Below are 25,143 nucleotides of genomic sequence, written 5' to 3'. Positions count from 1 at the left end.
TTAGCGACAGTCTGTTGCACCTAGTTTTACCGCTACCCAAAAATAAGCACAACAGTAGTGCAAAGAGACTTACCTACAAGTCATCTGATATGACTTCTCATACCATTACGCCACCTATTTGAGTTATAACCGCCCACTAGATAGACATAATATGGCGATAATAAGTTAATTTTATTCCTGATATGAATTTTATATTCATGTGGAACAAGATTTGCTTATGAATATTGCTTACTGGGCACCCTATTGGAATGAGTCATGACACTATTAAATAAACTCTTTAGTAGATCAAAAAATGCAACGTCAAATACCATGGCGCCTATTATCCACGCCCCCGTTCCACCCACTATCAACACATCCCACTTATCTGATGATGAAAAGCGCCTCTATCGCGCATTACAACTAATTAGCAGCCAAACGGCACAACTCTCTCGCCAAATTTTCAGAGCTTTAGAAGCACAGGAAAACTTTCTCTCAGAGATTAACCAACGTGCCGCAAAACTAGATGACGAATTAAACGTTGCCAACGATTACTTAAACAGCTCAAACACTAAGGTAAGCTCGCTTCAGCAACAAATAAAAACAGAAGTAGATGAAGTGAATAGCTCAATTACTCAATCATTGGATGCGATAAGCAGTTCCCTTGCTGATAAATCTAGTAATGTAAGCGAGGTACTTGATGGTATTCTTAAAATAGGTAAAGGGATTAATCTTTTAGCACTTAATGCATCGATTGAAGCTGCTCGAGCGGGTGAACATGGCCGAGGGTTTTCTGTAGTTGCTGATGAAGTGAGACGCCTTGCAAATATCACCACTGAGCAAGCCCATCAAGCAGCCGAACAACTCGACTTTTCACAAGTAAATACTGAGCTAAGCAACATTAGCGTAGCCAATACCGAAAAATTGAATAATTTTGTCCATGTTACCCAATCGGCCACAGAGCAATTAACCGAACTATTTAACTCGATTGCTACACAGCTTAGTGCTGTTATGGAGAATACCACGGTCATCTTTGAAACCCTAGAAATGAGCAACGGCTCAATGCAGCGAATCAGTAATAAAAACCAGCTGATTAACCATGTTGTCGAAGCTATGTCGAAAGGGTTAGATCAAGTCGATATTAATAGTACAGATGTCCATCTAGCCTCTAAAGCGATCAATCAAACACTCAACAAATTATACCTCGTTGCTGATCCTGGGCATGACCAATTAGACGACATAATCCGTAGAGGCAAACTACGTGTTGCCATCGAACCTAGTTTTGTTGGCTTATCATTCCGTGAAAAATTAGGCGAACCACTGAAAGGCTTAGATGTTGATTATGCACTCGCATTTGCCCGCTATCTCGGGGTTACATGCGAATTTATCGAAGCGCCATGGGATATGTGTACAGAAATGCTAACATCAGGTAAAAAGTTTGGCCAACCACCCGCAGATATCGTCATCAGCGCCTTACCGCCCTCGGCCGAATATGACAATGTTGCCTATTCCGATGCGTATACCTACCTGCCTTGGATACTAGCTCGCCGCAAAGGAGACCATCGAATCAACACCATCCAAGATCTACAAAATAAAGTTGTCGGCGTGGTCAACGACCCAGCAGCCTTAATGATCTTAGAGGACCTTGGCATCCGCTGGAGTAGTAACGAAAAAAAACCGGGTGGCAACATCGCTCTCAATAACCTAATTGCATACTCCGATCAATCTCGTATCCACCACTGCCTTGCTGACGGTGTTGTCGATGCATTTGGTATTGATCTACCTATCTACTATTGGGCATGTAAAAACCCAGCAAGCCCTTGGTACGATAAAATTGAAATAATACCTGGCAACTTAGCGCCCCGTCCTTTTTTCTATACCATGGTGGTTAATGGCAGCGCCTCTAGCTATCGCCTATTAGCCCAAGCCAATCGTTTTATCCATTGGTTTAAGCAACAGAAAGAGCGCACGGCGATTGAACAAAAATGGCAAGGTAGCGTTCTCGATGGCAATGGCTCGTATCGTGACGAGCCCGGCAATTTATTGGGAGAGCCTGAACTGAAATCACGTTATGAGGCCCACTGTCAAAAATTCAATTTAGACCCTAAACCCTTAAAAGCATCAAGAATTCATATCCCTTAAGGGGAACATAAAGCAAACCCCAGACTTAGCTTAAGAGCTTTAGAATAGTAACTGACATTTGATATACATTGAGCCTAAAAACAGCTCGTATATCGAGCTATAGCCAACTGTTTTTTTGTCCGTTTACGCAACTTGTATGGCATAGCTAATCGCAACGGTACATGCCACAAATTTTATGACCATCTGGGTCTAAGAAATAACACAAATGTTTTTTCCCCGTTGTGTTATTTCGCAAACCTGGAGGACTTTCAATACTAGTTCCTCCATTTGCTACGGCAACGTCATGTAACTCTTTTACTTGCTCTGACGAATCGCATGTAAAACCAATAGTGGAACCATTAGCTGCACTCATTGGCTTACCGTTTATTGGCTCAGTTACGCAGAAAATCGAATCATTATGAATATATAAAAGCCGTGTCTGCCCTGTGTCATTAACATTGACAACGGGCTCTTTTACACCCAGAACTCCAAGTACTGAGTTATAAAAATTCTTTGATCTTTCAATGTCATCTGATCCAACCATTACATGACTAAACATTCCATACTCCCTTATGTGTGAAGAACTCAAGGGTAAGATCTTACATTGTGCGGATTGCCTCTGGAAGTTAAGCGATATAACACACCTGAGAACTCAATTATTAGCGGTCGTGACACAATTCACACGCCTTGTGAAAGTCTATCAAAAATCACAATAATCAACTTAAAAGAATATGGCCCTAATTAGGTATCAGTGACCTATATGCACGATGCAAGAGTCTCCCTTGAAGAAGGCCAATCTTTGGCCGGAAGTCGGCCACGGAACTAAAAGCATCAGACGACGCAATTTATTTCGTATGTTTTTTTGTTAGTTTTTAAATATAGATAAATTAAGTTCTGCCGGCTTTCCTAACCAATAAGCATAATCCGTATGATCTTTTAGGTTATTACCGGTTAGTGCATGGATCAATACGGTTAAACCACGACGTTCTTTCTCTAACCATGGAATAAATAAATCAAACTCACTGGATGAAAAGCTTATTTGACAGCTCCATTTAGGATGAGGCCCCACATTTTTTTGGTGAACCCTACCAATCGATAAACCAAACCGTTCACCTGCTTGTTCACATAGCTTTGTGGCAAAGGCTAAGGTTTCCTGTTCAAAATACACATGGGCATGATAGTAATCATGATGATTCACAGGAGCGTTTTCTATACCCATTAACGGACCTTTTTATATAGATAGATTTAAATTTTAATTAAAGCCGAGCACAATTAACACTATAAGTGGTTGGTATTGCTTACCCCCCATTAGACGCATTCATCGGCTATTAACCTTTCGCTTTGGCACTTATTAAGTATTCGGCTGACTTCCTAATGATAACCTCCCTAGTAGGAGGCCAGCCTTTGCCAAAGCTTCAAGTGTGGTGTAGAAAAAAGCGTCGCTCCCCACTTATTATTTTTTACCTGCATTAGGTTCATCAATTTTATCAATATCGACGAGGTTCCACGGCATATTTTTATGCCGATAAATACGCTTATTCAGTTTTGGGTAATCACCCACATCATGATCAAGACGTTGCCCGACTACAATACATTTTAATACAATCGAATCACTAATATTTCTCAGTGAGAAAAGTGAGGGGACAGGCACCCTTAAATTGACAATACCCTTACTCAATCCTAAGATCAGAAGTGAGGGGACAGGCACCCTTAAATTGACAATACCCTTACTCAATCCTAAGATCAAAGCCAGCATTATTCATTACATCGATAAAAGGATTTACCGATGACTCGCCCAAGAAAGGAACTCGTATCCGTTCAAGATACCCCCTATTACCATATTGTTTCTCGTTGTGTTCGCCGCTCGTTTTTATGTGGCTTGGATCACTCAACAGGTAAAGACTACGAACACCGTCGTCAATGGATCGAAGACCGAATACGCATTCTATCTTCACTCTTTTCCATTGATATCTGCGCCTATGCCGTGATGTCAAACCATCTTCATATTGTGATTAAACTCTGCCCTACTCAAGCACAAAATTGGTCAAATACCGAAGTTGTAACGCGTTGGTTAAGTTTATTCAAAGGTCCCTTACTGATTCAGCAATGGCAATCAGGTGAGCCTCTCAGCAAAGCTCAACTCGATACAGTGAGTGATATGATAGAAGTCTACCGGGAACGCTTAGCTAACCTTAGTTGGTTTATGAAATGTCTAAATGAACCCATTGCTCGCCAAGCTAACCAAGAAGACAAGTGCACTGGCCACTTCTGGGAGTCTCGTTATAAATCGCAAGCCCTACTAACCGAAGAAGCATTACTGTCTTGCATGGCCTATGTAGATCTAAACCCTATACGCGCTGATATGGCTAAAACACCGGAAGGCTCAAAGCATACAAGTATCAAAGAGCGCATAAATCCGGAATTCAATTCAACATCCGCGATAGACTCTCAAAAAGCACTGTTTGCTTTGCAACATTTCCAATCCCCTGTAAAACCTCTGGCACAATTTGAAGGAAATATCCGAAACAAAGAACAGCAGGGTATTCTATTCAGCCTAGAGGATTATCTAACCTTAGTCGATATGACAGGCCGAATCCTACGCGATGACAAACGCGGAGCTATATCCGCACACCTACCACCCATACTAGAAAGATTAGAAATAAACCAAGAAGAATGGCTGAATAACGCCACTCAGTTTGAAAGGCTTTATCACAAAAAGTTCGCACGAAAACGAAGGCATAACCAAGCGGTCTAACTTCCCCCTTTCTTATCTACAACCGATAAAATATCAGCTCAATCGCTGAGAGATACGGCTAACTCAAAAACACCGAATATCTCCCAATAAACACTTAAAACCATCAATCAGCCACTTGAAGTAAAAACAAAGCCTAACTGCAAAACCTATAACGAAAAAATGAAGGGACCTTTTTTAAAAGTGCATGTCCCTGTTTATTCTTCGTTATAAATCGCAAGCCCTACTAACCGAAGAAGCATTACTGTCTTGCATGGCCTATGTAGATCTAAACCCTATACGCGCTGATATGGCTAAAACACCGGAAGGCTCAAAGCATACAAGTATCAAAGAGCGCATAAATCCGGAATTCAATTCAACATCCGCGATAGACTCTCAAAAAGCACTGTTTGCTTTGCAACATTTCCAATCCCCTGTAAAACCTCTGGCACAATTTGAAGGAAATATCCGAAACAAAGAACAGCAGGGTATTCTATTCAGCCTAGAGGATTATCTAACCTTAGTCGATATGACAGGCCGAATCCTACGCGATGACAAACGCGGAGCTATATCCGCACACCTACCACCCATACTAGAAAGATTAGAAATAAACCAAGAAGAATGGCTGAATAACGCCACTCAGTTTGAAAGGCTTTATCACAAAAAATTCGCACGAAAACGAAGGCATAACCAAGCGGCCTAACTTCACCCTTTCTTATCTACAACCGATAAAATATCAGCTCAATCGCTGAGAGATACCGCTACATCAAAAACACCGAATACCTCCCAATAAACACTCAAAACCATCAATCAGCCACTTGAAGTAAAAACAAAGCCTAACTGCAAAACCTATAACGAAAAAATGAAGGGACCTTTTTTAAAAGTGCATGTCCCTGTTTATTTGAGTTCTATGGTGTGAGCCGAGAAGGTGTACCGCAAGGCGGGCCACTATCGCCGCTACTAGCGAACATCATGCTCGATCCTCTGGACAAAGAACTTGAGAAACGTGGCCATAAGTTTGCCCGCTATGCCGACGACTTTACGATAGTGGTAAAGAGTCAGCGAGCAGGTGAACGCGTACTACGCAGTATCAGTCAGTACTTGCAAAACCGCTTGAAGCTGGTCGTCAATACCGATAAAAGTCGCGTCGTTAAAACCAGTGAGAGTAAGTTCTTGGGGTTTACCTTCAAGGCTGGTCGTATTCAATGGCATGAGAAAACGCTACTGAAATTTAAGCAGCGGATACGCATGTTAACGAATCGTAACTGGGGGGTGTCGATGAAATATCAGCTCTTCAAAACCAGCCAATTTATACGTGGCTGGATTAACTATTTTGGCATCGCCAATTGCTACCAACTCTGCGTCGATCTAGATCATTGGATTCGGCGCAGAATAAGGATGGCTTACTGGCGGCAGTGGCGAAAGCCACGCACCAAGGTAAGGAACCTGATGAGTCGAGGCGTCCACGTACAGGCGGCTGTTGCGTGTGGCATTACCAGTAAAGGCCCATGGCGAAGCTCTAAAACACCGGGGATTAATCAGGCATTATCCAATGCTTACTTAAAATCTCAGGGGCTTTATGAATTGCGCGATGGATGGATCAAGCTTCACCATTCTCAGTGAAACGCCCTGTGCGGATCCGCATGCAGGGTGTTGTGGGGGCTGAGGGTTAGAGACCCTCGGCTACCCGATTATGCAGTGCCCAGTCGTCGCACGACATTCGATACACCCGCACAGGTCGGGCATGGAACTCTCGAATCGTATAATCTCCGAACCCGACCTTCTCCGTAACCCTGACGGAAGCTGTATGCTCCGGCTCGATAATAACAACTACCGACTCGCAGTGTTTTTGGTCGAAAACATACCGGAGAACACCTTTTACTGCTTCTGTCGCATACCCCTGATGCCAGAATCTACGCGCCAGACGATAACCTAGGTTGATCTCCTCAACATCGCCAACCAACTCCGGTCCAACGCCGCAGAAGCCGATAAAATTCCCTGATTCTTTCTCACACAATGCCCATGGCCCTATCCCATGAGTGGCGTAACACTCAAGGCACCAATCAACGAATTTTCGGGTAGCTTCTTCGTCACAAACTCCACGGACGGAGAACTTCATGACTTCTGAATCACTGAGCATTGCGGTGAGCACCGGAACGTCTTGATGGGACAGCTTCCTTGCAATCAACCTTTCTGTTTCAAACAGTGGCACCTACCTCTCCCTGTGCCTAACAGCTAAATATATGACAGATTGTCGCGTTTAAACACGACAATTTGTCATATATCTACATGAAAAAAACTTGAGAAAAACAACCTAGGTCTTTGATTATCATAAGCTTTCCTTAGCTAACTTTTCCTATTACCGGAGAAAATATACAAAATTGTCCTACTATCCTTACATAAAATAAAGCAGGATAAAATATTTCCTATAAAGCCTTCGCTCACGGGGTGAGCGCCTAGATTAGGATGTTCCTTGTAGGAGGCCTATCGTTAGTCGAAATTTGATAATAAAAAAGCGATAAAGAGCCTAGTCTCGTCTATTTACTGATTAGTTTTACATAAGCATAAGAACGGTTCAGAGGCTCGCCAAAAGTAAGTCTATCCATTACCCCGCCCGAGAAAACTGTTCATCAAGTCGGCTTGTACCTAGGCCACTCATTTTATTCACTTTAATCTGTACAGGGATTCGTTCTTTCATGGCTTCGATATGGCTGATGACTCCAATCATTTTGCCTGAGGCATTGAGGCTATCGAGTGCATCGAGGGCGGTGTCTAAGGTTTCACTGTCTAAGGTGCCAAAGCCCTCATCTAGGAAGAGTGAGTCGATACTGGTTTTTTGGCTCACTAGATCAGATAGAGCCAAGGCCAGCGCTAAACTAACCAAAAAGCTTTCGCCACCGGAGAGGGTTTTGGTATCCCTTGAGGTGTCAGCCTGCCAAGTATCCAGCACTTCTAACTCTAAGGCTGCGCCCTGTTTGCGCTGTAAGCAGTAACGGCCATGCAGTCGTTCTAGCTGAACGTTAGCAAGGTGGACTAGATGATCAAGTGTTAGGCCTTGGGCAAAGCGTCTAAACTTATCCCCCTTTTGCGAACCAATTAAGCTTTGTAGGTAGGCTAAATCATCGTACTGCTGTTTAGAGGCTTCAATTTGCTTAAAGAGCTGAGTTTGTCCCTCACGGCGGGCTTTATCATCATCTAGCAGAGCACTGACTTGGCCTTGTTCATGGGTTATCTCTCTTAACGCCTCTTTGTCTTCACTCATGCGTTGCTCAAGACTCGGCAGTGCTTCAGGGTCGCTTTCTCCCCCGCTATACTCAGCAAGTAATGTTTCTAACCGTTGCTCTGCTTGCTCTTTTAACGCGATAGATCGCTGCAATGCGGTGCTTAGTTGATCTTTCTGTTCTTGCAGTTGCGCACGCTGCTCATCATTAAGTAGCGCCGCTAGGTACTCGGCCTCACTCCCAAAAGGACTCTGAGCCAGTTGCGCATCCCACTCATTACGGAGTTGTTCACCCTCTGTATGTAAACTCGCCCTCTGCTCCTGCAACGCATTTTCTGTTGCGTTAAGATCCTGTAGCTGCTGATTGATAAGCTGATGCTGCTCATGGGTCGTTTGATAGCTCTGCTCTGAGTCCCGTAGCGCAGTTTGGGCCTGTTGCCGCGCCTCATCCACCTGTTTATCGGCAAATAATGCGTAGCGCTGCTGACGATTGCTCTCAGCTCGCTCCTTAATGGCCTGTAATTCTGTCGTAACTTGTCCCAGCCTCTGTGTGATTTTTTCTGCCTGTCGCTGGGTTTGCTCTCGCTCTGAAGTGAGTGCGGCGATCTCTATCTCTATCTGCTGTTTTTCTTCTTCAGCTTTTAGGTAGCTTTCTACCGTTGCACTAAGTTGTTCTAGCCACTGCGTCGCATTTGCAAGCTCTGGCATCGGCAACTGTTGTGCACCGATGCTTTCGGCTAGGCTTTGTTTGAGGGTTTCGCTCTCTTCTACTACTTTTTTAAGCGTTTGGCTCAAAGAGCTAATGGTTTGCTCGCTATAATTTAACGCTTTTTGCGTTAACGCTTGCTGCCCTTCCTCCTGCTGTAATTGGGTTTGGGCGGCTTGCACTTGAGCGTTGTAGCGTTTTGCTTCTTCAATCTGTGTTTGCAAAAAGGCCATTCGTTGCTCAAGCGCCTGAGCTAACGCGGCATAAGCGGCCTGATCGTTTATATCAATGGGTGATTGGGATGGATTAGCATAAGGCAGACCCGATACAAGCCCCTGCCAACGATCCATCTCCTGTTGTATATCGGTGTCGATCTGCTCTAGACGCTCAGTAGCGCTTTGAAGCAACTGCTCCTGCTTACCCAGTTCCGCTTTAAGCTCAATTCCCTGATTTTGGATATTTTCCAGCGTGCTTTTAAGCTTAGTATAACGTAACTCCGTTTCACTCTGATCTATCTCTTGATAGCTATCCACCAGCGGGTGCTCTTTTGAGCCACACAAAGGACAAGGCTGATCCGGTTGAAGTTGCTGTCTCGCTGCCGTCAGATCTGAGATCTGTTTTTCTAATGTTAAGCGCTGTTCTATATCGCTAAGCTGCTCGCGTTTATCTTTATACGCTTCCCGAAACTGCTTGAGCTGCTGATCAATGTGCTGCTTATCTTGATTTGCTTGCGCTATTTTATCCTGTAGCGCTGTTTTCTCTGCCGACAGTTTTGTAAAACTTGAGGCGATAGCGGGTAGCTGTCCAACAACACCACGCTCCCCCATCACCCTATGTAAAGATTGCTCAAGAAAGGTCTGTAAGGTTTGGCTATCCTGTTGATGTGATGCGGCTTGGTTATCGAGCTGCTGCTGGGCATGGGCCACGTTTAACCTTGCCTCATCTAGCTGTTTATCCGCCTGGCTCAGTTGCTGTTGCTGTTCAACCCGTGTTTGCTGTAGCTCTGTTAACTCAGCTTGTTTAGCTTGCTCAACCGCTTGCAGCTCTATCATTCGCCCAAACTGTGCGCGCCAAAGGGGGAGTTTATCCACTAACGCTTTATTGATAGACGGGTTGGTTAATAGACTGCTGATCTCGCCACGGCGCTGGTTTAGTTCATCACTGCGTTGTTGATTATTCTTAAGTGTCTGTTCGCACTCCACTTGCTCTGATTGTAGCTGTTGAAGCTGGGACTCTTTTTCCTTTAACTGATCAACCTGCTGCTGATAAGCGGCATCGAGTGGCACCACTTTTTCATTTAACAGTGTTTCTAACGCGGTATTGTTTTGCTTTAAGGTTTGCAGGGCATCCTGCTCTACGCTCTGGCGGGTCTGTAGCGTCTCGACCTCTGTGCGCTTTTGCGCTTTCGACTCGGCTAACGCGCTTAACTCAGCATCGATTTTTACTAACTTAGGTTCGTTCGCTTTTAACGGGTTATAAACGTGGCTTAGCTTTTCGGCCAATGTGCTTTGCGCTAAACGCTCAAAATTCTGTTTTTCACGCGCAAGCTGTTCCTCTGCTGTAACCAGTTCCCTCTCTGTTTGAGCCAGTGTATTAAGCGCTTTTTTCTTTTCAGCCAAAAAGGTGGCTTGTTTTTGTAACTGCTCAAGCTGGCTATTTTTCTCCGTAAACTGCTGACCTAGGGCGTCACGTTTTTCCATAAGCTCAGTTAAACGCTCTTGCGTAAGCAGTTCCACACCTTCAGCTTTAGCTTGTAGCTTCTCTAAGGCTTGTTTGCTTTCACTATAACGGAGAAAGACTTTTTCAGAGATAAGACCATAGATCTCAGTGCCGGTTAACTCTTCGAGTAGTTCTGCTCGCTCATTGGCATCGGCATTTAAAAACGCTGCGAACTGTCCCTGGGAGAGCATCATCGATTTAGTGAAACGATCGAAATCCAAACCGCTTATCTGCTCAATTAACTGGCTCTTCACTTTAATCTGACTGGCCAGAATAGTACCTATCGGTGAGTCGGTGATATCTGCCAGCTCAACTTTAGCGTCTTGCAGGTTTCCATCTACCTGGTTACGAGAACGGCGTTGACTCCAAAATGCCCTATAGCGTTTACCTTTTACTTCAAATTCAACTTCCGCTAACGCATCCGCTGCACCTCGCGTCATCAGCTCGTTGGTCGACTTAGAAATATTAACCAATCGAGGTGTGCGGTGATAAAGGGCGAGACAGATGGCATCAAGAATGGTGGTTTTGCCTGCACCGGTCGGCCCGATAATGGCAAACAAGCCATTGTCGACAAAAGGCGATTTTGTGAAATCAATTTTCCATTCGTTTTTCAGGGAGTTAATGTTTTTAAAACGTAGGGATAGAATTTTCATACATCATCTCCCGTTGCAAAAAGATCATCCACAATCGGTGCGTCACTCTCTTTTTTAGATTTTTTTGCGGGTACGGTGGAGGTAACCTGTACCGCTGAGGTCGCTGAAAGCGGTGGCTCCTCATCAAACAAGGGCAAGGCTTCAGCTTCAACTTGAGTTGACGCGACAGGTTCTACATCTGTCACTATGGGCATAGCCTCATTAAGCGCTAGCCTTGTCGTTTCAGGAACAACCTTAGCGGCATCAATGGCTGTAGAAACCGGCTTACTCGGGGCGAAACCGCTCTCCTCTTCCACTTGATTAACAATCTGGGCAAAACGTTCTTTAATTCGTTGCAGGCGAAGTTTGTCTTCGTCACCTTCAAATACTTCACTTTCTAAGCGCCGTTCAAAGACCTCAAAGGGATTCAGCTCATCCAGTGTCTCTTTCTCTTGACGGATCATCTCGCTAGAGCGCTGCTTACGCGCTCGACGTAGGAGTAATACCTCAACCGGCATATCTTGAGTTAGTTTCTCTATACGTTGTGTCAGGTCATTCAGGTAATCTTGAGTTTCAACTTCAATAGAAAGCCATACAGGTAACTCATGCTCAGTGCGATCAATCTCAAGCAGTGCCTCTTCAATAGTTTTAAGATCTCCCTTAATCACTTGCATAGGCTGAAATTGAGGGACATAGAGCGGCTCTACACTCACTAAAGCGGTATCATCAAACTCAACCATTAGCACCTGTTTTTGACTGCCCAGTTCATCAAAACTCAATGCGATGGGCGATCCGCAATAACGTATATGTTCCGATTTAGCGACGATCTGCGGACGGTGTATATGACCTAGCGCGATATAATCGGCAGGCGGAAAGGCACTCGCCGGAAAGGCCTCTAAGGAACCCACATAGATATCTCTTACCGAATCTGAGCTTTTAACCCCCATAGCGGTTAAGTGGCCAGTGGCAATAATCGGCAGTTCTAATCCTAGTGCTTTGCGTTTTTGATCGGCTGCTTCATATACCTTCTGATAATGCTCGGCAATCCCATTACCTAGCGCTTGCGCTTTATCGTTAGCCGATTCATTCGCATGACTTTGCAGTACATCTCGGGGTCTTATATAGGGTATCGCACACAAAATGGCTGAAGGTTCGCCCTGACGATTGTTAAGTGTAATCACCTGATCATTTAGGTTGTCTTGCACATTGGCAATAACATCAGCGCTTAGGTATTTAAGCAGTCCTTTAGATTCATTTAAGGTTGAAACTGAATCATGATTTCCACCTAAAACTATAAGCTGACAGCCTAGCTTATTGATAGAAACTACCAGCTGATTATATAGCTCACGGGCGTAACTGGGTGGCGATCCCGTATCGTATATATCACCTGCAATAACCACTGCATCTATTTGTTTTTCTTTAACTTTATCAAGCATCCATTGAATAAATTTTTGATGTTCAGCTAATCTGCTTTTACCTATAAAGTGTTGACCAAGATGCCAATCAGAGGTGTGTAAAATACGCATCATAGAGCTTTGAACTTCCTTATCATTTGTACCGTTCTACTCCGCTAGCTTAGGGCGGACAAGGCAGTAATAAGTGCGATTTTTGCATCAGCGCAATGGTAAACCTCAGGTAGTTTATCCATACGTTCATACATAATTTCAAGCACACTAACGGGATCAGCCAAGAGCATAATATCAAGCTCTTCCTCTGCGGAATCGCTACCATCATCATGAGTTTCAAACTGGTAGAAACCAGGCTCAGGAATCAGAACATCCTCCTCAAACCCATCCAGATATTCATCCATGCCCATTTTATGAACTTCCAAAACAGATGAACTGCTAAAGCAAACTATCTTGTAAGTCAGTGGAACAGAAAGAAAGTCACGCTTAGCAGCATAAGCAAGAAACAATTTATCTGCCGAATCCTCTTGCATGACCAGATAGGCATAATTACATCCTGACTCAACCTCAAGTGGAACAAGCGCTTCCACAGGCACAAATTGCGTCACGGTTTATAGCTCCATTACGTAATCAGGGAGATCCGCTTCAGCTGGTACAGGTGTTGGATTGCCCTGCTCATCAATAGCAACAAATTTAAAGGTCGCTTCGGTTACTTTTTCACGTTGCCCTATACGGCCTCGGCGCACCCAAGCTTCTACATGGATATCCATCGAACTGCGCCCCACGCGGGTGACATCCGTGTAAACACCCAGAATATCCCCTACTTTTACAGGCCGGATGAAGCTCATACTATCTAGGGATGCTGTCACAACACGTGTCTGCGCTCGCTGTCCAGCACAGATACCTGCCGCTATATCCATTTGCGATAAAACCCACCCCCCAAAGATATCACCTGATGGGTTAGTATCGGCTGGCATCGCAATCGTTCTTGTTGTTAAACGGCCCCGTGTTTGGGGTTTATTATTCTGATCACTCATAAATGAAAACCTATCACCTTCAATAAAATATGGCCGTAGCATAGAGGATTACAGCGCCTTTGGAAAAGGCGATTAATATGACTTTAAAGAATAGATCTATTTTTATCTCCATATCAGTTGTGATGCACGTTATTATATTTGTAAACACAGAGTTTAGAGAGAACGTTATGATCATTGTCTGCCCTACTTGCATGACCTCCAACCGCATACCTGATGACAAGTCTCATCTGCAGGGAAAGTGTGGAAAGTGTAAAGGCGCACTGCATACTTATAGCCCCGCTGAATTAACCGATGCTAATTTTGAGAAATATATCAGCCAAAGCGAACTACCCGTAATTGTCGATTTCTGGGCAAGCTGGTGTGGCCCTTGTCAAATGATGAAACCTATTTTTGAAAAAACAGCGGCAGAATCTGAAACACTGCTGTTTGCTAAAGTAGATACAGAACAGGCTCAAAAAGTTAGTGCGAATGTGCATATCAGAAGCATTCCAACCATTATCATGTTCCAAAATGGTCATGAGATCGATCGCGTATCAGGTGCATTACAAGAAGCCCAGTTAAAACAGTGGATCTTGCAAACTCTGAATAAGGCTTGATCTACAGATGATAGCGAAAAAAATTGCTGATGAGCTGGGCGTTAAGCTCCCTCAGATTGACGCCGCAATAAAGCTTTTAGATGGTGGCGATACCGTGCCTTTTATTGCCCGCTACCGTAAAGAGTTAACCGGTGCACTGGACGACCAACAGTTACGCATTTTATCCCAACGACTTATCTATTTAAGAGAATTAGATGCCCGCCGAGACGTTATTCTTAAAAATATAGAAGAACAGTCCAGCCTTACACCTCAGTTAAGACAGGCGATTCTATCAACGGATAACAAAACACAACTAGAAGACCTTTATCTTCCTTATAAAAGTAAGCGCCGTACTAAAGCACAGATAGCCCGTGAGGCACTGCTTGATCAACTCTTAGATAAGATTATCGCGAAGCCTCACACCACCCCTTCTCAATTAAGTAGCGGCTTTGTAAATCCAGACAAAGGCTTTGTTGATATTGATGGGGTACTAGAAGGTGCCAGCGCTATACTGAGCGATCGCATCTGTGAACATGCTGAGCTGTTAAACCGTTTACGTTCCACCTTAACTGAGCAGGCGCAACTGCACGCCTCAGTCGTTAAAGGACAGGAATACGCCGGCACTAAATTTAGAGATTATTTTGATTACACTGAGAAGCTAAAAATAATCCCCTCCCATCGGATGCTAGCTCAGTTACGTGGCACTAATGAAGGCATATTAAAACTAAAGCTTATCATTCCCGACGAAGAGCATTGCCAACAACTGATTACTCGATACTTACAACTACCTCGTAATGGTGAGGGCGCAGAATGGTTGCAGGATCAACTCAAAAACTGCTGGAAAACCCGCTTACGCACTAAGCTTCAAAAAGAGTTGATACAGCATTACAAAGAGCAAGCAGAGAACGAAGCTATTTTGGTCTTTAGCCGTAATCTTAGAGATCTGCTACTCAGCGCTCCAGCTGGCCTTAAAGTTACCTTAGGATTGGACCCTGGCCTTAGAACCGGCGTTAAAGCCGTTGTGGTTGATGAAACAGGAAAACTGATCAACTACACGACTATCTATCCTCACCCGCCTAAAAACGATTGGCAGCCCTCTAAGGACAAACTCTACGAACTTTGTCACCGCTATCAAGTCGAGTTAATCAGCATTGGTAATGGCACAGGTTCAAGAGAAACGGAAAAGCTGGTTACTGAACTATTACAGGAACACACTGATATCCATGCGCAAAAACTGATTACCAGTGAAGCGGGTGCGTCAGTTTATTCAGCCTCGGAACTCGCCACAAAAGAGTTTCCCGATCTAGATGTTACGATTCGAGGTGCCGTTTCCATTGCAAGGCGTTTGCAAGACCCTCTTGCAGAGTTGGTTAAAATTGAGCCTAAAGCGATTGGTGTCGGACAATATCAACATGACGTGAACCAAAACCACCTTTCTGAGCAGTTAGAAACCGTTATAGAGGATTGTGTAAATGCGGTGGGGGTTGATCTGAATAGTGCCTCCGAAGCGCTGTTAACCCGAGTCTCTGGGCTAAATCAAACGTTGGCAAACAACATTGTTCAGTACCGCAACGAGATAGGTCGTTTTAAGTCGCGTCAGCAGTTGTTGAAGGTTCCTAGACTTGGCCCTAAAGCTTACGAGCAATCCGCAGCGTTTTTAAGAATACGAAATGGCACTCAACCTCTTGATAATTCTGCGGTACATCCCGAATCTTATGATTTGGTTACGCAAATAGCCAAACGCAGTAACTGCCCTATTGCACAGCTAATCGGTGACAAGCATTCGTTAGCTAAGCTAAACCCCTCTGATTTTATCAGTGCTAAATATGGACAATATACGATTGCTGACGTCATGGCTGAATTAGAAAAGCCCGGACGTGACCCTCGCCCTGAGTTCAAAACTGCTAGATTACTAGAGGGTGTTGAAAGCATCGCTGATCTACATGAGGGCATGAAACTAGAAGGTACGGTGACCAACGTCACTAACTTTGGCGCTTTTGTTGATATAGGCGTACATCAAGATGGGCTTGTGCATATATCTCAGTTGGCGAATAAGTTTGTTAAAGATCCCCATACTGTTGTTAAACCCGGTCAAATCGTTAGCGTACGCGTAACTGAAGTCGATATTAAAAGAAAACGTATCGCTCTTAGTATGAAAGCGGATCAATAATAAACGTAGTAATGACAGATAGGTTGTTGTCATTTAATCGGTTATATTAATTTTTTAAAGAATCAGTAGGTACTGTATCAATGTATGTAGCAATGAATAGATTCAGAATCGCACTCGGAAAGGAAGATGACTTTATTAATATCTGGAAAAATCGTGAAACTTTTCTAGATGAAGTCCCTGGATTTAAAAGCTTTAACCTTCTACAAGGCAAAACCGACGAGGAATGTACTCTGTTCGCGTCTCATAGTGTTTGGGAATCGGAAGAGGCATTTATGGGGTGGACTAAATCAGAAGCTTTCCGTAAAGCGCACGCTAATGCTAAGCCCGCCACCGATATTTATTTAGGACCGCCCTCATTTGAAGGCTTTAGCTCAGTACTATAAGAATAAAAGAATCAGCAGAGCAATCACTTTATGTGGTTGCTCTACAAAACCGAAGACTAAGATAACTATTCGTCGATCAAGGTATCTATCAAGTCGATCATAAACTCGGTTTCCTCTTCAGTCATCGCCTCCCAGCCAAGAAGGTTCATACTTTCAAGCACACTACGCCCTTTTTCATCATCCATCATTTTAATGAGCCGCTGTTGAATGGTAGACGCATATTTTTGCAATTTAGGACTTAATAACAAGGTGTGATGCACAACACTAATTTCACTACTCACCAAAACTTTCATCTGGTTTTTAATGAGATCAGATAGCTCATCATAGGCATCCTTTAGAAAAAAACCGACATCCGCATCTTGATTTAATACATTTTTAGCAACGATCACATAACTATCAACGGCTAAGGTTTCTGTATTACTTGCATCCAGATCTGCTGGTTCCAGCATGATCATACCAATGCGGTTAACGTCAGGGTCATCGGTTGTAACTAAGGTCGCCCCAGGCTTTAAGTCCTCTACCGATTGGATGGCAGCATCTTTATGGGTTGCGATAATAGTTTCATCAGGCTTTGATATGGGCCGTACGAGCGCTTTAAAACCAAGTTCGCGCACTAACATAGACGCATCAAAGGGGTTCGCATAAACCAGATCAAACTTACCGGATTTAATATCTTTACGTTGGGTATCAAAACAATCATAAAGCTCTAGGTGAACCCCAGTTCCTAACTGTCTCTGTAACCAAGTATTGAAAATAAACCAGCCAGAAATATGGTCGGGCGCAAAATCAGGACTAACCGTTAAATTTAATGTCATTTGAGACGTAACCTAGCTAAGTGTTTTATATAGCGCTTCACTTTCAGAAACTTTACTGCGTGAAGGTTTACGCCTTACTGAGGTATATCCAACAACCACACCATTACGTATGTTTGGAATAACTGTCGCTTTGACCCAATAATAAGCACCATCTTTACGTAAATTCTTTACGTATCCATGCCACTTATTACCTGCTTCTATTGTTTCCCAAAGCCCAGCGAAAGCCACTGAGGGCATGTCGGGATGCCGAAGAATGTAGTGATTAGCACCAATTAATTCATCTTCAGTATAGCCCGACATTTCCACAAATGCTTGATTAGCATGAGTAATAACGCCTTGAGTATCAGTGCGGGAAACGATCAGTTTTCCCTCAGGATAAGGAACCTCTCGATCAAGAACGATTGCTTTACGAGAAGTTCCATCATGATAGTTGATGACTGTATCACGAACATCACGAACATCTTTCACATCATGTTCAGGCATCAAAAAACCTATTCTGTTACTTGGAGAAAACGGTTTAGAGTATCTTCCCTATTGCCTCTGCTGCACGTTTTACATCCAAAAAGATTAAGCCAAGACGAGCATTCGGTTTGGCAACAACAGTCAATACGGATTCATCATTTGCATGAGTCATCAGTATGTAACCTTTATCACCTTTTACGAGTACTTGTTCTAGTTCTCCACGTGCAAGCTCAGTGGCAGTACGTTCACCTAGTGAAAGCATTGCCGCACTCATTGCACCGACTCTATCTTCATCCAGACCCGCTGGAAGAAGAGCTGCGATCATTAGACCATCTGTTGAAATGACAGCGGACGCTTCGATTTCTGCCGAAGTTCCGTTCAAGTCACTCAGTATAGAGGTCAACATTTCTGAGCGCATATACATACTCCTTTTATGTAAGGCGTTAAAATACAGGAATTTAAAAATCGTTTATTGATCAACATCAATAATCGAGATAGCGCCTTGCTAAGGCACTTAATAAATCAACATAATTGTTGTGATTCAATCGTGGCATCTGATCGATAACCAGCACAAAGCGCTGATGGCCTAAATGAATCACCCAGAAACCAACTTGGCTTAACCCAACTGGATCAAGCATTCCCCATGACTCTCCCATAAATGAAAGGTCGCGATTAAGAAGAAGACTATGCCTCTCATGCAGTGAACTAATATCAGCGGCTAAAGCACATAGTGCTTCAGCATGATCTGGATTATAGCCGGTAGAACCCAGGCAAAAACCATGATCGTCCGCTAACGCAACCTTAGAAGTACTGGAAAGGTTTGCCAATAAGCTAGGAAGAATTTTTTCAATAGAATCATCAACAACACGCACGGGTGTGTCACTCAACTGGACAAAATTCTTCTCTAATAGCTTATCAAAAAGCTCTTTCGCTTCCGTTTCTTCTAAGTCAGTCAACTCCATGATCAGCTCGTGACTAAAAGGCAGCGACACATCTGTACTAAGAAGCTGCAATAGTAGAGCTCTGGCATCATCAGGCTCTGATCCTACAGTTGCATAGAAGGCACCCGCCGGACAGATTTGAATAAACTGATTCTGAATAGTAGCACTCGTCACAAATTAACTCCGAAACCTATCGTCTAACTCTGTTTCATTCCTGAAACCATCCAAGTGAATATGCCCCTGACATGAATGAAAATACAACACGCTGAGGAACATCTAATATCCTTACAACATCTAACGCAGACAAACTATGTCCAGCCCATACTTCACTGATCTCTTCACCACTTGGCAATGGCAGAAAGCGAACAAAATCAGGCTGTGTAGATAATTGCATATTCTTTTCGGGATCCATCCCATTAAATAACCGTCCTCGCGCTGTCCAGATAGCCACCTTCCAGATCAACGTTTGTGCATCTTCTGCGAGATGCTTGCTTTTACCTTCTAACTCAAACTCACTTTGCGCTTTTATATCAAGTTCCTGATAACCAAAACGGGTTAAAGCAAGCTGATTTAAAAAATCGTCAGTAAATGTAGAATAAAAAACCTGTTCCTCGGGAAAGTAGTACATCTCTCCTGGCAGTCCAGTGATTTCGACAGATTGCTCCATTTTCTTTGCTAGAGCGACAGCCTCTATAATTTTTGCGAGCAGAGAGTCTTCGGCACTAAAGAATATACGTCGCCTCTCTTCTCTTTTACTAAGATCTACATCACCGGAATTACCGCAACGCTGAACAACCTCTTCGGGGGTAAGCTCATGCTTGGCAAATCGCTGTCTATCCGCATCTAGCGCTTCTATATCCAAATCATCGACTTGAAGCTCGGTCTTATCAGCCGCTTCGTTGGATTGAGTTTCTTTTAACTTTTCTTTATCTTTGCGGGCTTTTTCTATGCGCAACTTTTCCAAACGAGCTTTATTAATACGCTCCTGCGTCAACCGTGCTTTCTCTATACGCTCCTTTTCCAAGCGTTTACTCTCGATACGCTCTGCTTTTAGACGTTCTTGTTCTGCACGTTTTTGTTCAAGTCGTTCCTGCTCTAAACGCTCTTGCTTTAAACGTTCCTGCTCTAAACGCTCTTGCTCTATACGTTCCTGCTCTAAACGCTCTTGCTCTATACGTGCCTGCTCTAAACGCTCTTGTTTTAGCTTTTCAAGTTTGAGTTCTTTAAGCTTTAGCGCCTTCTTTTTCGCCAAAAGCACTTTTGTCTGTTCAAGCTTCTCAGCCTCTAATTTGGCTCTTAACTCTGCTTCCTGTGCTTTAATCTCTTCTTCAAGCTGGTGAACTAAACGGTCTGAAGCGCTGACAACTAAATTACCACGCATCAGCTTCTGTTTAAGTGCTTCACTTTTTCGTTTTTTGGAATATTCACCACCACGATAAAAATCTACATCTCTGGGACGTACTTGCTGCTCGGATGGTTTACTGTCACCACTCATAGAGCCAGCACTCTCTGATTCAAGATCAAATGCTCTTACGATATTGAGTAAATCATCAGAATTATGTGGTTTTTTAAGAAGAACAAATCCATCCCAGCTTAGATCTCTAATGCTGATGACGATTTTATAAGTATCGGCAAATTTTTCATTGATCTGCTGCTGCACATCAGCATCTTTACTCGCTTGATCACCATTGACAATAATGATAGCCGCACTACTTGCGTTCACTAGTTCACAATCGACAACAGAAGAAAAACAATATTCAAGCATTGCCTGACTGGGTCCAATAAAACCAACCAACGCAACCTTCCGTACATTTTCTAACTGATTGCTTCTTCTTATACTCATTTAAATTCAGCTACCCTTCATTTCATCCATGTAAACTAGCAGGCTGAAAGCGTCCATTGATCAATACTGAATGCTTTGTAGAAAGCTTAGACAAACCTTCCAGATTATCTTCTTCGATAGCACGCTTTATGACCTTTTGAACTTCTGGTGTCATAACTGACTTAGCTTGCTCAAAAAGCCTTTTACGTAATGTTGCTCCCTTTTTACCAAGCACTAATAAAAAGTCAGCAAACGCACCCTCAAGAGCTTCACTATCATAACAGGCAATAGACAGATAAATTCGCTTAGTATGAAGACGAAGCTTATCCGGCTCAGCAGCAACCATACGGGTGAAATGGTACAAGATCCGTTTTCCTTGATGCCCCTTATAAATGAGGTACCTAGGATGCTGTGCATCAAATGCAGCTTGGATACGGCCTGTATTTGGGCTATCAAAGTCCGAATTTAGTTCCCAATCAGCTAACGCATCCCAAATTGGAGAATTCAAGGCTCCCTCCTATCCTATAATTATCGTTCTAACGATGAGAAAGATGTAAACAACTGTTTGTTTATATCCTGACAAACGTCAGATTACAAATCTATTGGCCATAAATCGCATATATTAAGCAAATTAAATTCTAATTTAGACTAAATTGACATCTATTACCTTATTTCAGATAAATATCATACAATTCAAACCACTTACGTTCATCTAACTAATAGTATCCCTTTGACTTCATCCTAAAGCATTAGCCTGAAAGTTATCGACGGTCTTACAATTCACACTGAAAATAAACGGAATTTAACCTGCTAAACATCAATATATTTCCTAGCATTCTTCTACGGGACAGCATCAGAATACCTATGACGATTACGGCACATAACTATAAAGATAAGGACCTTAAGCTACTCTTAGATGACCTTGAATATGCAGAAAAGTGCACACCTAAAAGCGCGCACATCAACGTTACCCTCCAACTTCAGTTAAATTACTGTTTGCCGAAATATCAATATTAAGACTGTAAAAAGCGCTGTTAGGAACGCAGGCAAATAAAATGGGGATTACTCGATATTAAGCGATAAGTTCGGCTAATAGGACGTTAATCGAATTGAATCAGGACGTAAAGCTTACCTACAGAAATAAAAAAGCCCTGAAGGATCAGGGCTTTTCTGTTAGCACGTTATCAATAATTAGATACGTGCAGCTGGGATAGTATGCGCGACACTCAAGTCATTAGTCGGTGGCGTAAAGGTAGTCAAATCAATACCCTCAACCGCTTCTTTGTACTCTTCCAACGTCGGGAAACGACCTAGAACACAAGATAGTACAACCATTGGGGTAGACCCCAGTAGAGACTCACCTTTCTTCTCTGCAGTATCTTCTACAACACGACCTTGGAAAAGACGCGTAGAAGTAGCCAATACAGTATCACCCGGTTCTGCTTTTTCCTGGTTACCCATACATAGGTTACATCCAGGACGCTCCAGATACAGAATGTTTTCATACTTGGTACGTGCTGCTTCTTTTGGATTTGCGTCAGAGAATTCGAAACCAGCGAATTTCTCCAGCAGCTCCCAATCACCTTCAGCTTTCAGTTCGTCAACGATGTTGTAAGTCGGTGGCGCAACAACCAATGGTGCTTTAAAGGTAACAGGACCTTTCTTCTCTAGGTTACGCAACATTGCAGCGATGATCTGCATATCGCCTTTGTGAACCATACAAGAACCAACGAAGCCCAGATCAACCTTACGGCCATCGTAGTATGAAGCAGGACGAATCACATCATGAGTGTAACGCTTAGAAACATCATCATTGTTGACGTCTGGGTCAGCAATCATCGGCTCTTCGATTACGTCTAGATCAACTACAAGCTCAGCATAGTACTTAGCATTGTCATCTGGAGCCAGAGCAGGCGCTTCACCAGATTTTACTTCAGCGATACGTTTATCAGCCAGGTCGATAAGACCTTGCAACATACGCGCTTCGTTATCCATGCCTTTGTCGATCATGATCTGAATGCGAGACTTAGCCAACTCCAAAGACTGGATTAGCGTGTCGTCAGTAGAAATACAGATAGAAGCTTTTGCTTTCATTTCTGCAGTCCAGTCAGTGAAAGTGAAGGCTTGGTCAGCTAGCAGCGTACCAATCTGTACTTCAATCACACGACCCTGGAATACGTTTTCACCAGCAAACTTCTTCAGCATTTGTGCTTGAGTCGCATGTACGATGTCACGGAAGTCCATATGAGGCTGCATCTTGCCTTTGAAGGTAACTTTCACAGACTCTGGGATTGGCATAGCCGATTCACCCGTTGCCAGTGCGATTGCAACAGTACCTGAGTCAGCACCGAACGCTACACCTTTAGACATACGAGTATGAGAGTCACCACCGATGATAATTGCACGGTCGTCAACTGTAATGTCGTTTAGTACTTTGTGAATCACGTCAGTCATGGAGTGATAAACGTTTTTCGGATCACGGGCTGTGATTACGCCGAACGCGTTCATGAACGCCATCAGCTTAGGCGTATTTGCCTTCGCTTTGTTATCCCATACAGAGGCAGTGTGACAACCAGACTGGAAGGCACCATCCACACTTGTAGATATCGTAGAAGCGGCCATCGCTTCAAGTTCCTGACAGGTCATAGGACCCGTAGTGTCCTGAGAACCAACAATGTTCACTTTAACGCGAACATCAGAACCTGCGTGTAAAGGAGTAGAAGACGCTACACCTACTGCGTTGCGGTTAAAGATCTTCTCAACAGCCGTTAGGCCTTGGTCTTCGATAGAGATCTCTTTAGATTGCGCGTAAACAGCAGGCGCTTCTACACCTAAAGTTTCAGCTGCGAACGTTTGCAGTTTCTTACCGAAAGTTACCGCGTAAGAACCGCCAGCCTTCATGAATTCTACTTTTTGAGGAGTGAAAGCATCCGCTATGTCGGCCAGTTCTTTGTCGCCGTTGTACAGTTTCTTAGCTTTAGTATCGATCGTCAGAACAGTACCTGTAGCGACAGAGTATGCTTCTTCCAGTACAGGGTCACCATTTGCGTCACGAACAATCTCGCCGTTTGCGTCAGTTTTCTTAACCCAGTTCTTTAAATCCAGACCAATACCGCCAGTTACACCAACAGTCGTAAGGAAGATAGGTGCGATACCGTTAGTACCAGCAACGACCGGACGGTTGTTGATGTATGGAATGTATGGAGAAGTTGGCTCACCTGCCCACAGTGCCACGTTGTTTACACCGGACATACGGGAAGAACCTACGCCCATTGTGCCCTTTTCAGCGATCAGCATCACTTTAGCATTAGGGTGCTTCTTACCCAGTTCAACGATTTCTTGCTGAGCTTCTGGGGAGATCATGCACTTGCCGTGTAGCTCACGGTCTGCACGCGAGTGAGACTGATTACCAGGAGAAAGAAGGTCAGTAGATATATCACCTTCAGCGGCAATATAAGTAACAACGTCAATCTTCTCTGGGATATCATCCAGCTTGGTGAAGAATTCAGCTTTTGAGTAACTTTCCAAGAGCTCTTTAGCGATGGCATTACCCGCTTTGAAAGCATCAGCCAGACGAGCGTAGTCTGCGTCATACAGGAATACCTGAGACTTCAGAACTTCACCCGCAGCTGCCGCCTGAGCATCGTCAGACAATGCGATATCCAGCAATACTTCAACAGAAGGACCGCCTTTCATATGAGATAATTGTTCAAGCGCAAATTCAGGAGAGATCTCTGCAACTGTTTCTGTGCCCAGAGCAATATCTTTCAGGAAAGCCGCTTTAACGACAGCCGCTGGAGTCGTACCCGGTAGCGTGTTGTAGATGAAGAAGTTCAAAGATGCTTCGCGATGCTCATTACCAACGTCTTTAATCTGGGCAATGATTTCAGAAAGTAGCTCAGCACTATCAATCGGTTTGGGATTCAGGCCAAGGTCCTTTTTGCGAACCTCTATTTCTTCTAGGTAGTCAGAATAATAACTCATAGCGTAAAGCGTCTCGTCTCAATTAATTCTAATTATGAATCAGTCACATATTATAAGGAAAAAGCGACAAACAGCTCAATGAAAACAATTTAAATAAAGCTTATAGTCGATATAAATAAAATAAATACAAGTAAAATCAGATAGTTAAAGATGGTATACATTGGTTGTAGGTACATATGTTTTTTTACAGATATTGCCGCCCCACCCCCTTATTGAGAACAACAATCATTTAAAGCGTGTTTGATTTTTAGGATCGCCCAAGGTGAGTCAACCAATATCTGTTATAGAATCGATTAACTAGCTCTCGTATCTATAGTTAATACCTAATACTTAAGCTCCATTAATCATACTCGAAGCAATCTAACTGAACGCTGCCGATCACTTAAACATAGATAGGTTTTCGCCCACCAGCCATGCAAGCCTTTTTATTATCGGCTTTAATT

The 25,143-nt window shown here is 43.5% G+C and carries 22 protein-coding genes; 7 read left to right on the top strand and 15 right to left on the bottom strand.

Annotated elements, in window-relative coordinates; all coding sequences use genetic code 11:
- The first annotated feature begins 255 nt into the window (after positions 1-255).
- Positions 256-2,118, top strand: coding sequence for a methyl-accepting chemotaxis protein (locus ACOQOE_RS09765; protein WP_067864971.1), 1,863 nt, complete (start codon positions 256-258; stop codon positions 2,116-2,118).
- 145 nt (positions 2,119-2,263) lie between these two features.
- On the opposite strand, the gene ACOQOE_RS09760 is transcribed toward ACOQOE_RS09765, so the two are convergent.
- The 3 genes from ACOQOE_RS09760 to ACOQOE_RS09750 all read right to left on the bottom strand — a co-directional run bounded on the left by ACOQOE_RS09760 (position 2,264) and on the right by ACOQOE_RS09750 (position 3,853).
- Positions 2,264-2,656 carry a VOC family protein gene (locus ACOQOE_RS09760; protein ID WP_067864973.1) on the bottom strand — a complete coding sequence of 131 codons (393 nt, stop codon included), beginning with the start codon at positions 2,654-2,656 and terminating at the stop codon, positions 2,264-2,266.
- A 306-nt stretch (positions 2,657-2,962) separates the two neighbouring features.
- The gene (locus ACOQOE_RS09755) at positions 2,963-3,316 is read right to left on the bottom strand and encodes a DOPA 4,5-dioxygenase family protein (RefSeq protein WP_067864975.1); all 354 of its coding nucleotides are present in this window, start codon (positions 3,314-3,316) and stop codon (positions 2,963-2,965) included.
- 234 nt (positions 3,317-3,550) lie between these two features.
- Positions 3,551-3,853 (bottom strand): hypothetical protein, encoded by a 303-nt coding sequence (locus ACOQOE_RS09750; RefSeq protein WP_420553875.1) that lies wholly within the window; start codon positions 3,851-3,853, stop codon positions 3,551-3,553.
- Between the two features lie 30 nt (positions 3,854-3,883).
- Here ACOQOE_RS09750 and ACOQOE_RS09745 point away from each other — a divergent pair, with 30 nt between their 5' ends.
- From ACOQOE_RS09745 to ACOQOE_RS09735, 3 genes are all read left to right on the top strand, one after another.
- Complete coding sequence (locus tag ACOQOE_RS09745) at positions 3,884-4,852, top strand: transposase (protein ID WP_420553874.1); 969 nt, start codon at positions 3,884-3,886, stop codon at positions 4,850-4,852.
- Between the two features lie 184 nt (positions 4,853-5,036).
- Entirely contained in the window at positions 5,037-5,531 is a 495-nt protein-coding gene (locus ACOQOE_RS09740) for a hypothetical protein (protein WP_420553873.1), read from the top strand.
- Between the two features lie 212 nt (positions 5,532-5,743).
- Positions 5,744-6,451 (top strand): reverse transcriptase domain-containing protein, encoded by a 708-nt coding sequence (locus ACOQOE_RS09735; RefSeq protein ID WP_420553872.1) that lies wholly within the window; start codon positions 5,744-5,746, stop codon positions 6,449-6,451.
- A 46-nt stretch (positions 6,452-6,497) separates the two neighbouring features.
- On the opposite strand, the gene ACOQOE_RS09730 is transcribed toward ACOQOE_RS09735, so the two are convergent.
- The 5 genes from ACOQOE_RS09730 to ACOQOE_RS09710 form a co-directional block, all read right to left on the bottom strand.
- Entirely contained in the window at positions 6,498-7,040 is a 543-nt protein-coding gene (locus ACOQOE_RS09730) for a GNAT family N-acetyltransferase (RefSeq protein ID WP_420553871.1), read from the bottom strand.
- Positions 7,041-7,433: 393 nt separating this feature from the next.
- A complete protein-coding gene (locus ACOQOE_RS09725) occupies positions 7,434-11,126 on the bottom strand; it encodes an SbcC/MukB-like Walker B domain-containing protein (RefSeq protein ID WP_420553870.1) in 3,693 nt (1,230 codons plus the stop codon).
- Entirely contained in the window at positions 11,123-12,634 is a 1,512-nt protein-coding gene (sbcD, locus tag ACOQOE_RS09720) for an exonuclease subunit SbcD (protein ID WP_420553869.1), read from the bottom strand. Before sbcD ends, ACOQOE_RS09725 begins: the two co-directional genes overlap by 4 nt.
- Before the next feature lie 41 nt (positions 12,635-12,675).
- Complete coding sequence (locus ACOQOE_RS09715) at positions 12,676-13,119, bottom strand: hypothetical protein (protein WP_420553868.1); 444 nt, start codon at positions 13,117-13,119, stop codon at positions 12,676-12,678.
- Between the two features lie 3 nt (positions 13,120-13,122).
- Positions 13,123-13,548 carry an acyl-CoA thioesterase gene (locus tag ACOQOE_RS09710; protein ID WP_067865664.1) on the bottom strand — a complete coding sequence of 142 codons (426 nt, stop codon included), beginning with the start codon at positions 13,546-13,548 and terminating at the stop codon, positions 13,123-13,125.
- A 77-nt stretch (positions 13,549-13,625) separates the two neighbouring features.
- On the opposite strand from ACOQOE_RS09710, the gene trxC reads away from it, so the two are divergent.
- The 3 genes from trxC to ACOQOE_RS09695 all read left to right on the top strand — a co-directional run bounded on the left by trxC (position 13,626) and on the right by ACOQOE_RS09695 (position 16,676).
- Positions 13,626-14,144: a thioredoxin TrxC gene (gene trxC, locus ACOQOE_RS09705; protein WP_231867958.1), complete on the top strand. Its 519-nt coding sequence runs from the start codon at positions 13,626-13,628 to the stop codon at positions 14,142-14,144.
- A 7-nt stretch (positions 14,145-14,151) separates the two neighbouring features.
- On the top strand, positions 14,152-16,293 hold the full coding sequence (locus ACOQOE_RS09700) for a Tex family protein (RefSeq protein WP_420553867.1): 2,142 nt from the start codon (positions 14,152-14,154) through the stop codon (positions 16,291-16,293).
- 80 nt (positions 16,294-16,373) lie between these two features.
- The gene (locus ACOQOE_RS09695) at positions 16,374-16,676 is read left to right on the top strand and encodes an antibiotic biosynthesis monooxygenase family protein (protein ID WP_067865393.1); all 303 of its coding nucleotides are present in this window, start codon (positions 16,374-16,376) and stop codon (positions 16,674-16,676) included.
- A 65-nt stretch (positions 16,677-16,741) separates the two neighbouring features.
- Here the strand turns inward: ACOQOE_RS09695 and ACOQOE_RS09690 are convergent, their stop codons facing one another.
- The 7 genes from ACOQOE_RS09690 to ACOQOE_RS09660 all read right to left on the bottom strand — a co-directional run bounded on the left by ACOQOE_RS09690 (position 16,742) and on the right by ACOQOE_RS09660 (position 24,700).
- Entirely contained in the window at positions 16,742-17,491 is a 750-nt protein-coding gene (locus tag ACOQOE_RS09690; protein ID WP_420553866.1) for a phosphate/phosphite/phosphonate ABC transporter substrate-binding protein, read from the bottom strand.
- A 12-nt stretch (positions 17,492-17,503) separates the two neighbouring features.
- A complete protein-coding gene (locus tag ACOQOE_RS09685) occupies positions 17,504-17,974 on the bottom strand; it encodes a PAS domain-containing protein (protein WP_067865397.1) in 471 nt (156 codons plus the stop codon).
- A 34-nt stretch (positions 17,975-18,008) separates the two neighbouring features.
- Positions 18,009-18,371 carry a roadblock/LC7 domain-containing protein gene (locus ACOQOE_RS09680; protein WP_067865400.1) on the bottom strand — a complete coding sequence of 121 codons (363 nt, stop codon included), beginning with the start codon at positions 18,369-18,371 and terminating at the stop codon, positions 18,009-18,011.
- A gap of 64 nt (positions 18,372-18,435) precedes the next feature.
- Positions 18,436-19,068 carry a hypothetical protein gene (locus ACOQOE_RS09675; protein ID WP_067865403.1) on the bottom strand — a complete coding sequence of 211 codons (633 nt, stop codon included), beginning with the start codon at positions 19,066-19,068 and terminating at the stop codon, positions 18,436-18,438.
- 34 nt (positions 19,069-19,102) lie between these two features.
- The gene (locus ACOQOE_RS09670) at positions 19,103-20,737 is read right to left on the bottom strand and encodes a hypothetical protein (RefSeq protein ID WP_067865405.1); all 1,635 of its coding nucleotides are present in this window, start codon (positions 20,735-20,737) and stop codon (positions 19,103-19,105) included.
- Positions 20,738-20,759: 22 nt separating this feature from the next.
- Complete coding sequence (locus ACOQOE_RS09665) at positions 20,760-21,224, bottom strand: hypothetical protein (RefSeq protein ID WP_067865407.1); 465 nt, start codon at positions 21,222-21,224, stop codon at positions 20,760-20,762.
- Positions 21,225-21,907: 683 nt separating this feature from the next.
- On the bottom strand, positions 21,908-24,700 hold the full coding sequence (locus tag ACOQOE_RS09660; RefSeq protein ID WP_420553865.1) for a bifunctional aconitate hydratase 2/2-methylisocitrate dehydratase: 2,793 nt from the start codon (positions 24,698-24,700) through the stop codon (positions 21,908-21,910).
- Positions 24,701-25,143 lie beyond the last annotated feature (443 nt).

Source organism: Neptuniibacter marinus (genome assembly GCF_965223595.1).
In the GTDB taxonomy this organism is placed as follows: Bacteria; Pseudomonadota; Gammaproteobacteria; order Pseudomonadales; family Balneatricaceae; genus Neptuniibacter; species Neptuniibacter marinus.
This window is presented reverse-complemented; position numbering and strand designations above follow the sequence as displayed.

Bases quoted from the DNA above. Each gene is read 5' to 3' on its own strand.
- ACOQOE_RS09765 (WP_067864971.1), top strand. From the start codon at position 256: ATGACACTATTAAATAAACTCTTTAGTAGATCAAAAAATGCAACGTCA.
- ACOQOE_RS09760 (WP_067864973.1), bottom strand. From the start codon at position 2,656: ATGTTTAGTCATGTAATGGTTGGATCAGATGACATTGAAAGATCAAAG.
- ACOQOE_RS09755 (WP_067864975.1), bottom strand. From the start codon at position 3,316: ATGGGTATAGAAAACGCTCCTGTGAATCATCATGATTACTATCATGCC.
- ACOQOE_RS09750 (WP_420553875.1), bottom strand. From the start codon at position 3,853: ATGCTGGCTTTGATCTTAGGATTGAGTAAGGGTATTGTCAATTTAAGG.
- ACOQOE_RS09745 (WP_420553874.1), top strand. From the start codon at position 3,884: ATGACTCGCCCAAGAAAGGAACTCGTATCCGTTCAAGATACCCCCTAT.
- ACOQOE_RS09740 (WP_420553873.1), top strand. From the start codon at position 5,037: ATGTCCCTGTTTATTCTTCGTTATAAATCGCAAGCCCTACTAACCGAA.
- ACOQOE_RS09725 (WP_420553870.1), bottom strand. From the start codon at position 11,126: ATGAAAATTCTATCCCTACGTTTTAAAAACATTAACTCCCTGAAAAAC.
- sbcD (WP_420553869.1), bottom strand. From the start codon at position 12,634: ATGATGCGTATTTTACACACCTCTGATTGGCATCTTGGTCAACACTTT.
- ACOQOE_RS09710 (WP_067865664.1), bottom strand. From the start codon at position 13,548: ATGAGTGATCAGAATAATAAACCCCAAACACGGGGCCGTTTAACAACA.
- trxC (WP_231867958.1), top strand. From the start codon at position 13,626: ATGACTTTAAAGAATAGATCTATTTTTATCTCCATATCAGTTGTGATG.
- ACOQOE_RS09700 (WP_420553867.1), top strand. From the start codon at position 14,152: ATGATAGCGAAAAAAATTGCTGATGAGCTGGGCGTTAAGCTCCCTCAG.
- ACOQOE_RS09695 (WP_067865393.1), top strand. From the start codon at position 16,374: ATGTATGTAGCAATGAATAGATTCAGAATCGCACTCGGAAAGGAAGAT.
- ACOQOE_RS09690 (WP_420553866.1), bottom strand. From the start codon at position 17,491: ATGACATTAAATTTAACGGTTAGTCCTGATTTTGCGCCCGACCATATT.
- ACOQOE_RS09685 (WP_067865397.1), bottom strand. From the start codon at position 17,974: ATGCCTGAACATGATGTGAAAGATGTTCGTGATGTTCGTGATACAGTC.
- ACOQOE_RS09680 (WP_067865400.1), bottom strand. From the start codon at position 18,371: ATGCGCTCAGAAATGTTGACCTCTATACTGAGTGACTTGAACGGAACT.
- ACOQOE_RS09670 (WP_067865405.1), bottom strand. From the start codon at position 20,737: ATGAGTATAAGAAGAAGCAATCAGTTAGAAAATGTACGGAAGGTTGCG.
- ACOQOE_RS09660 (WP_420553865.1), bottom strand. From the start codon at position 24,700: ATGAGTTATTATTCTGACTACCTAGAAGAAATAGAGGTTCGCAAAAAG.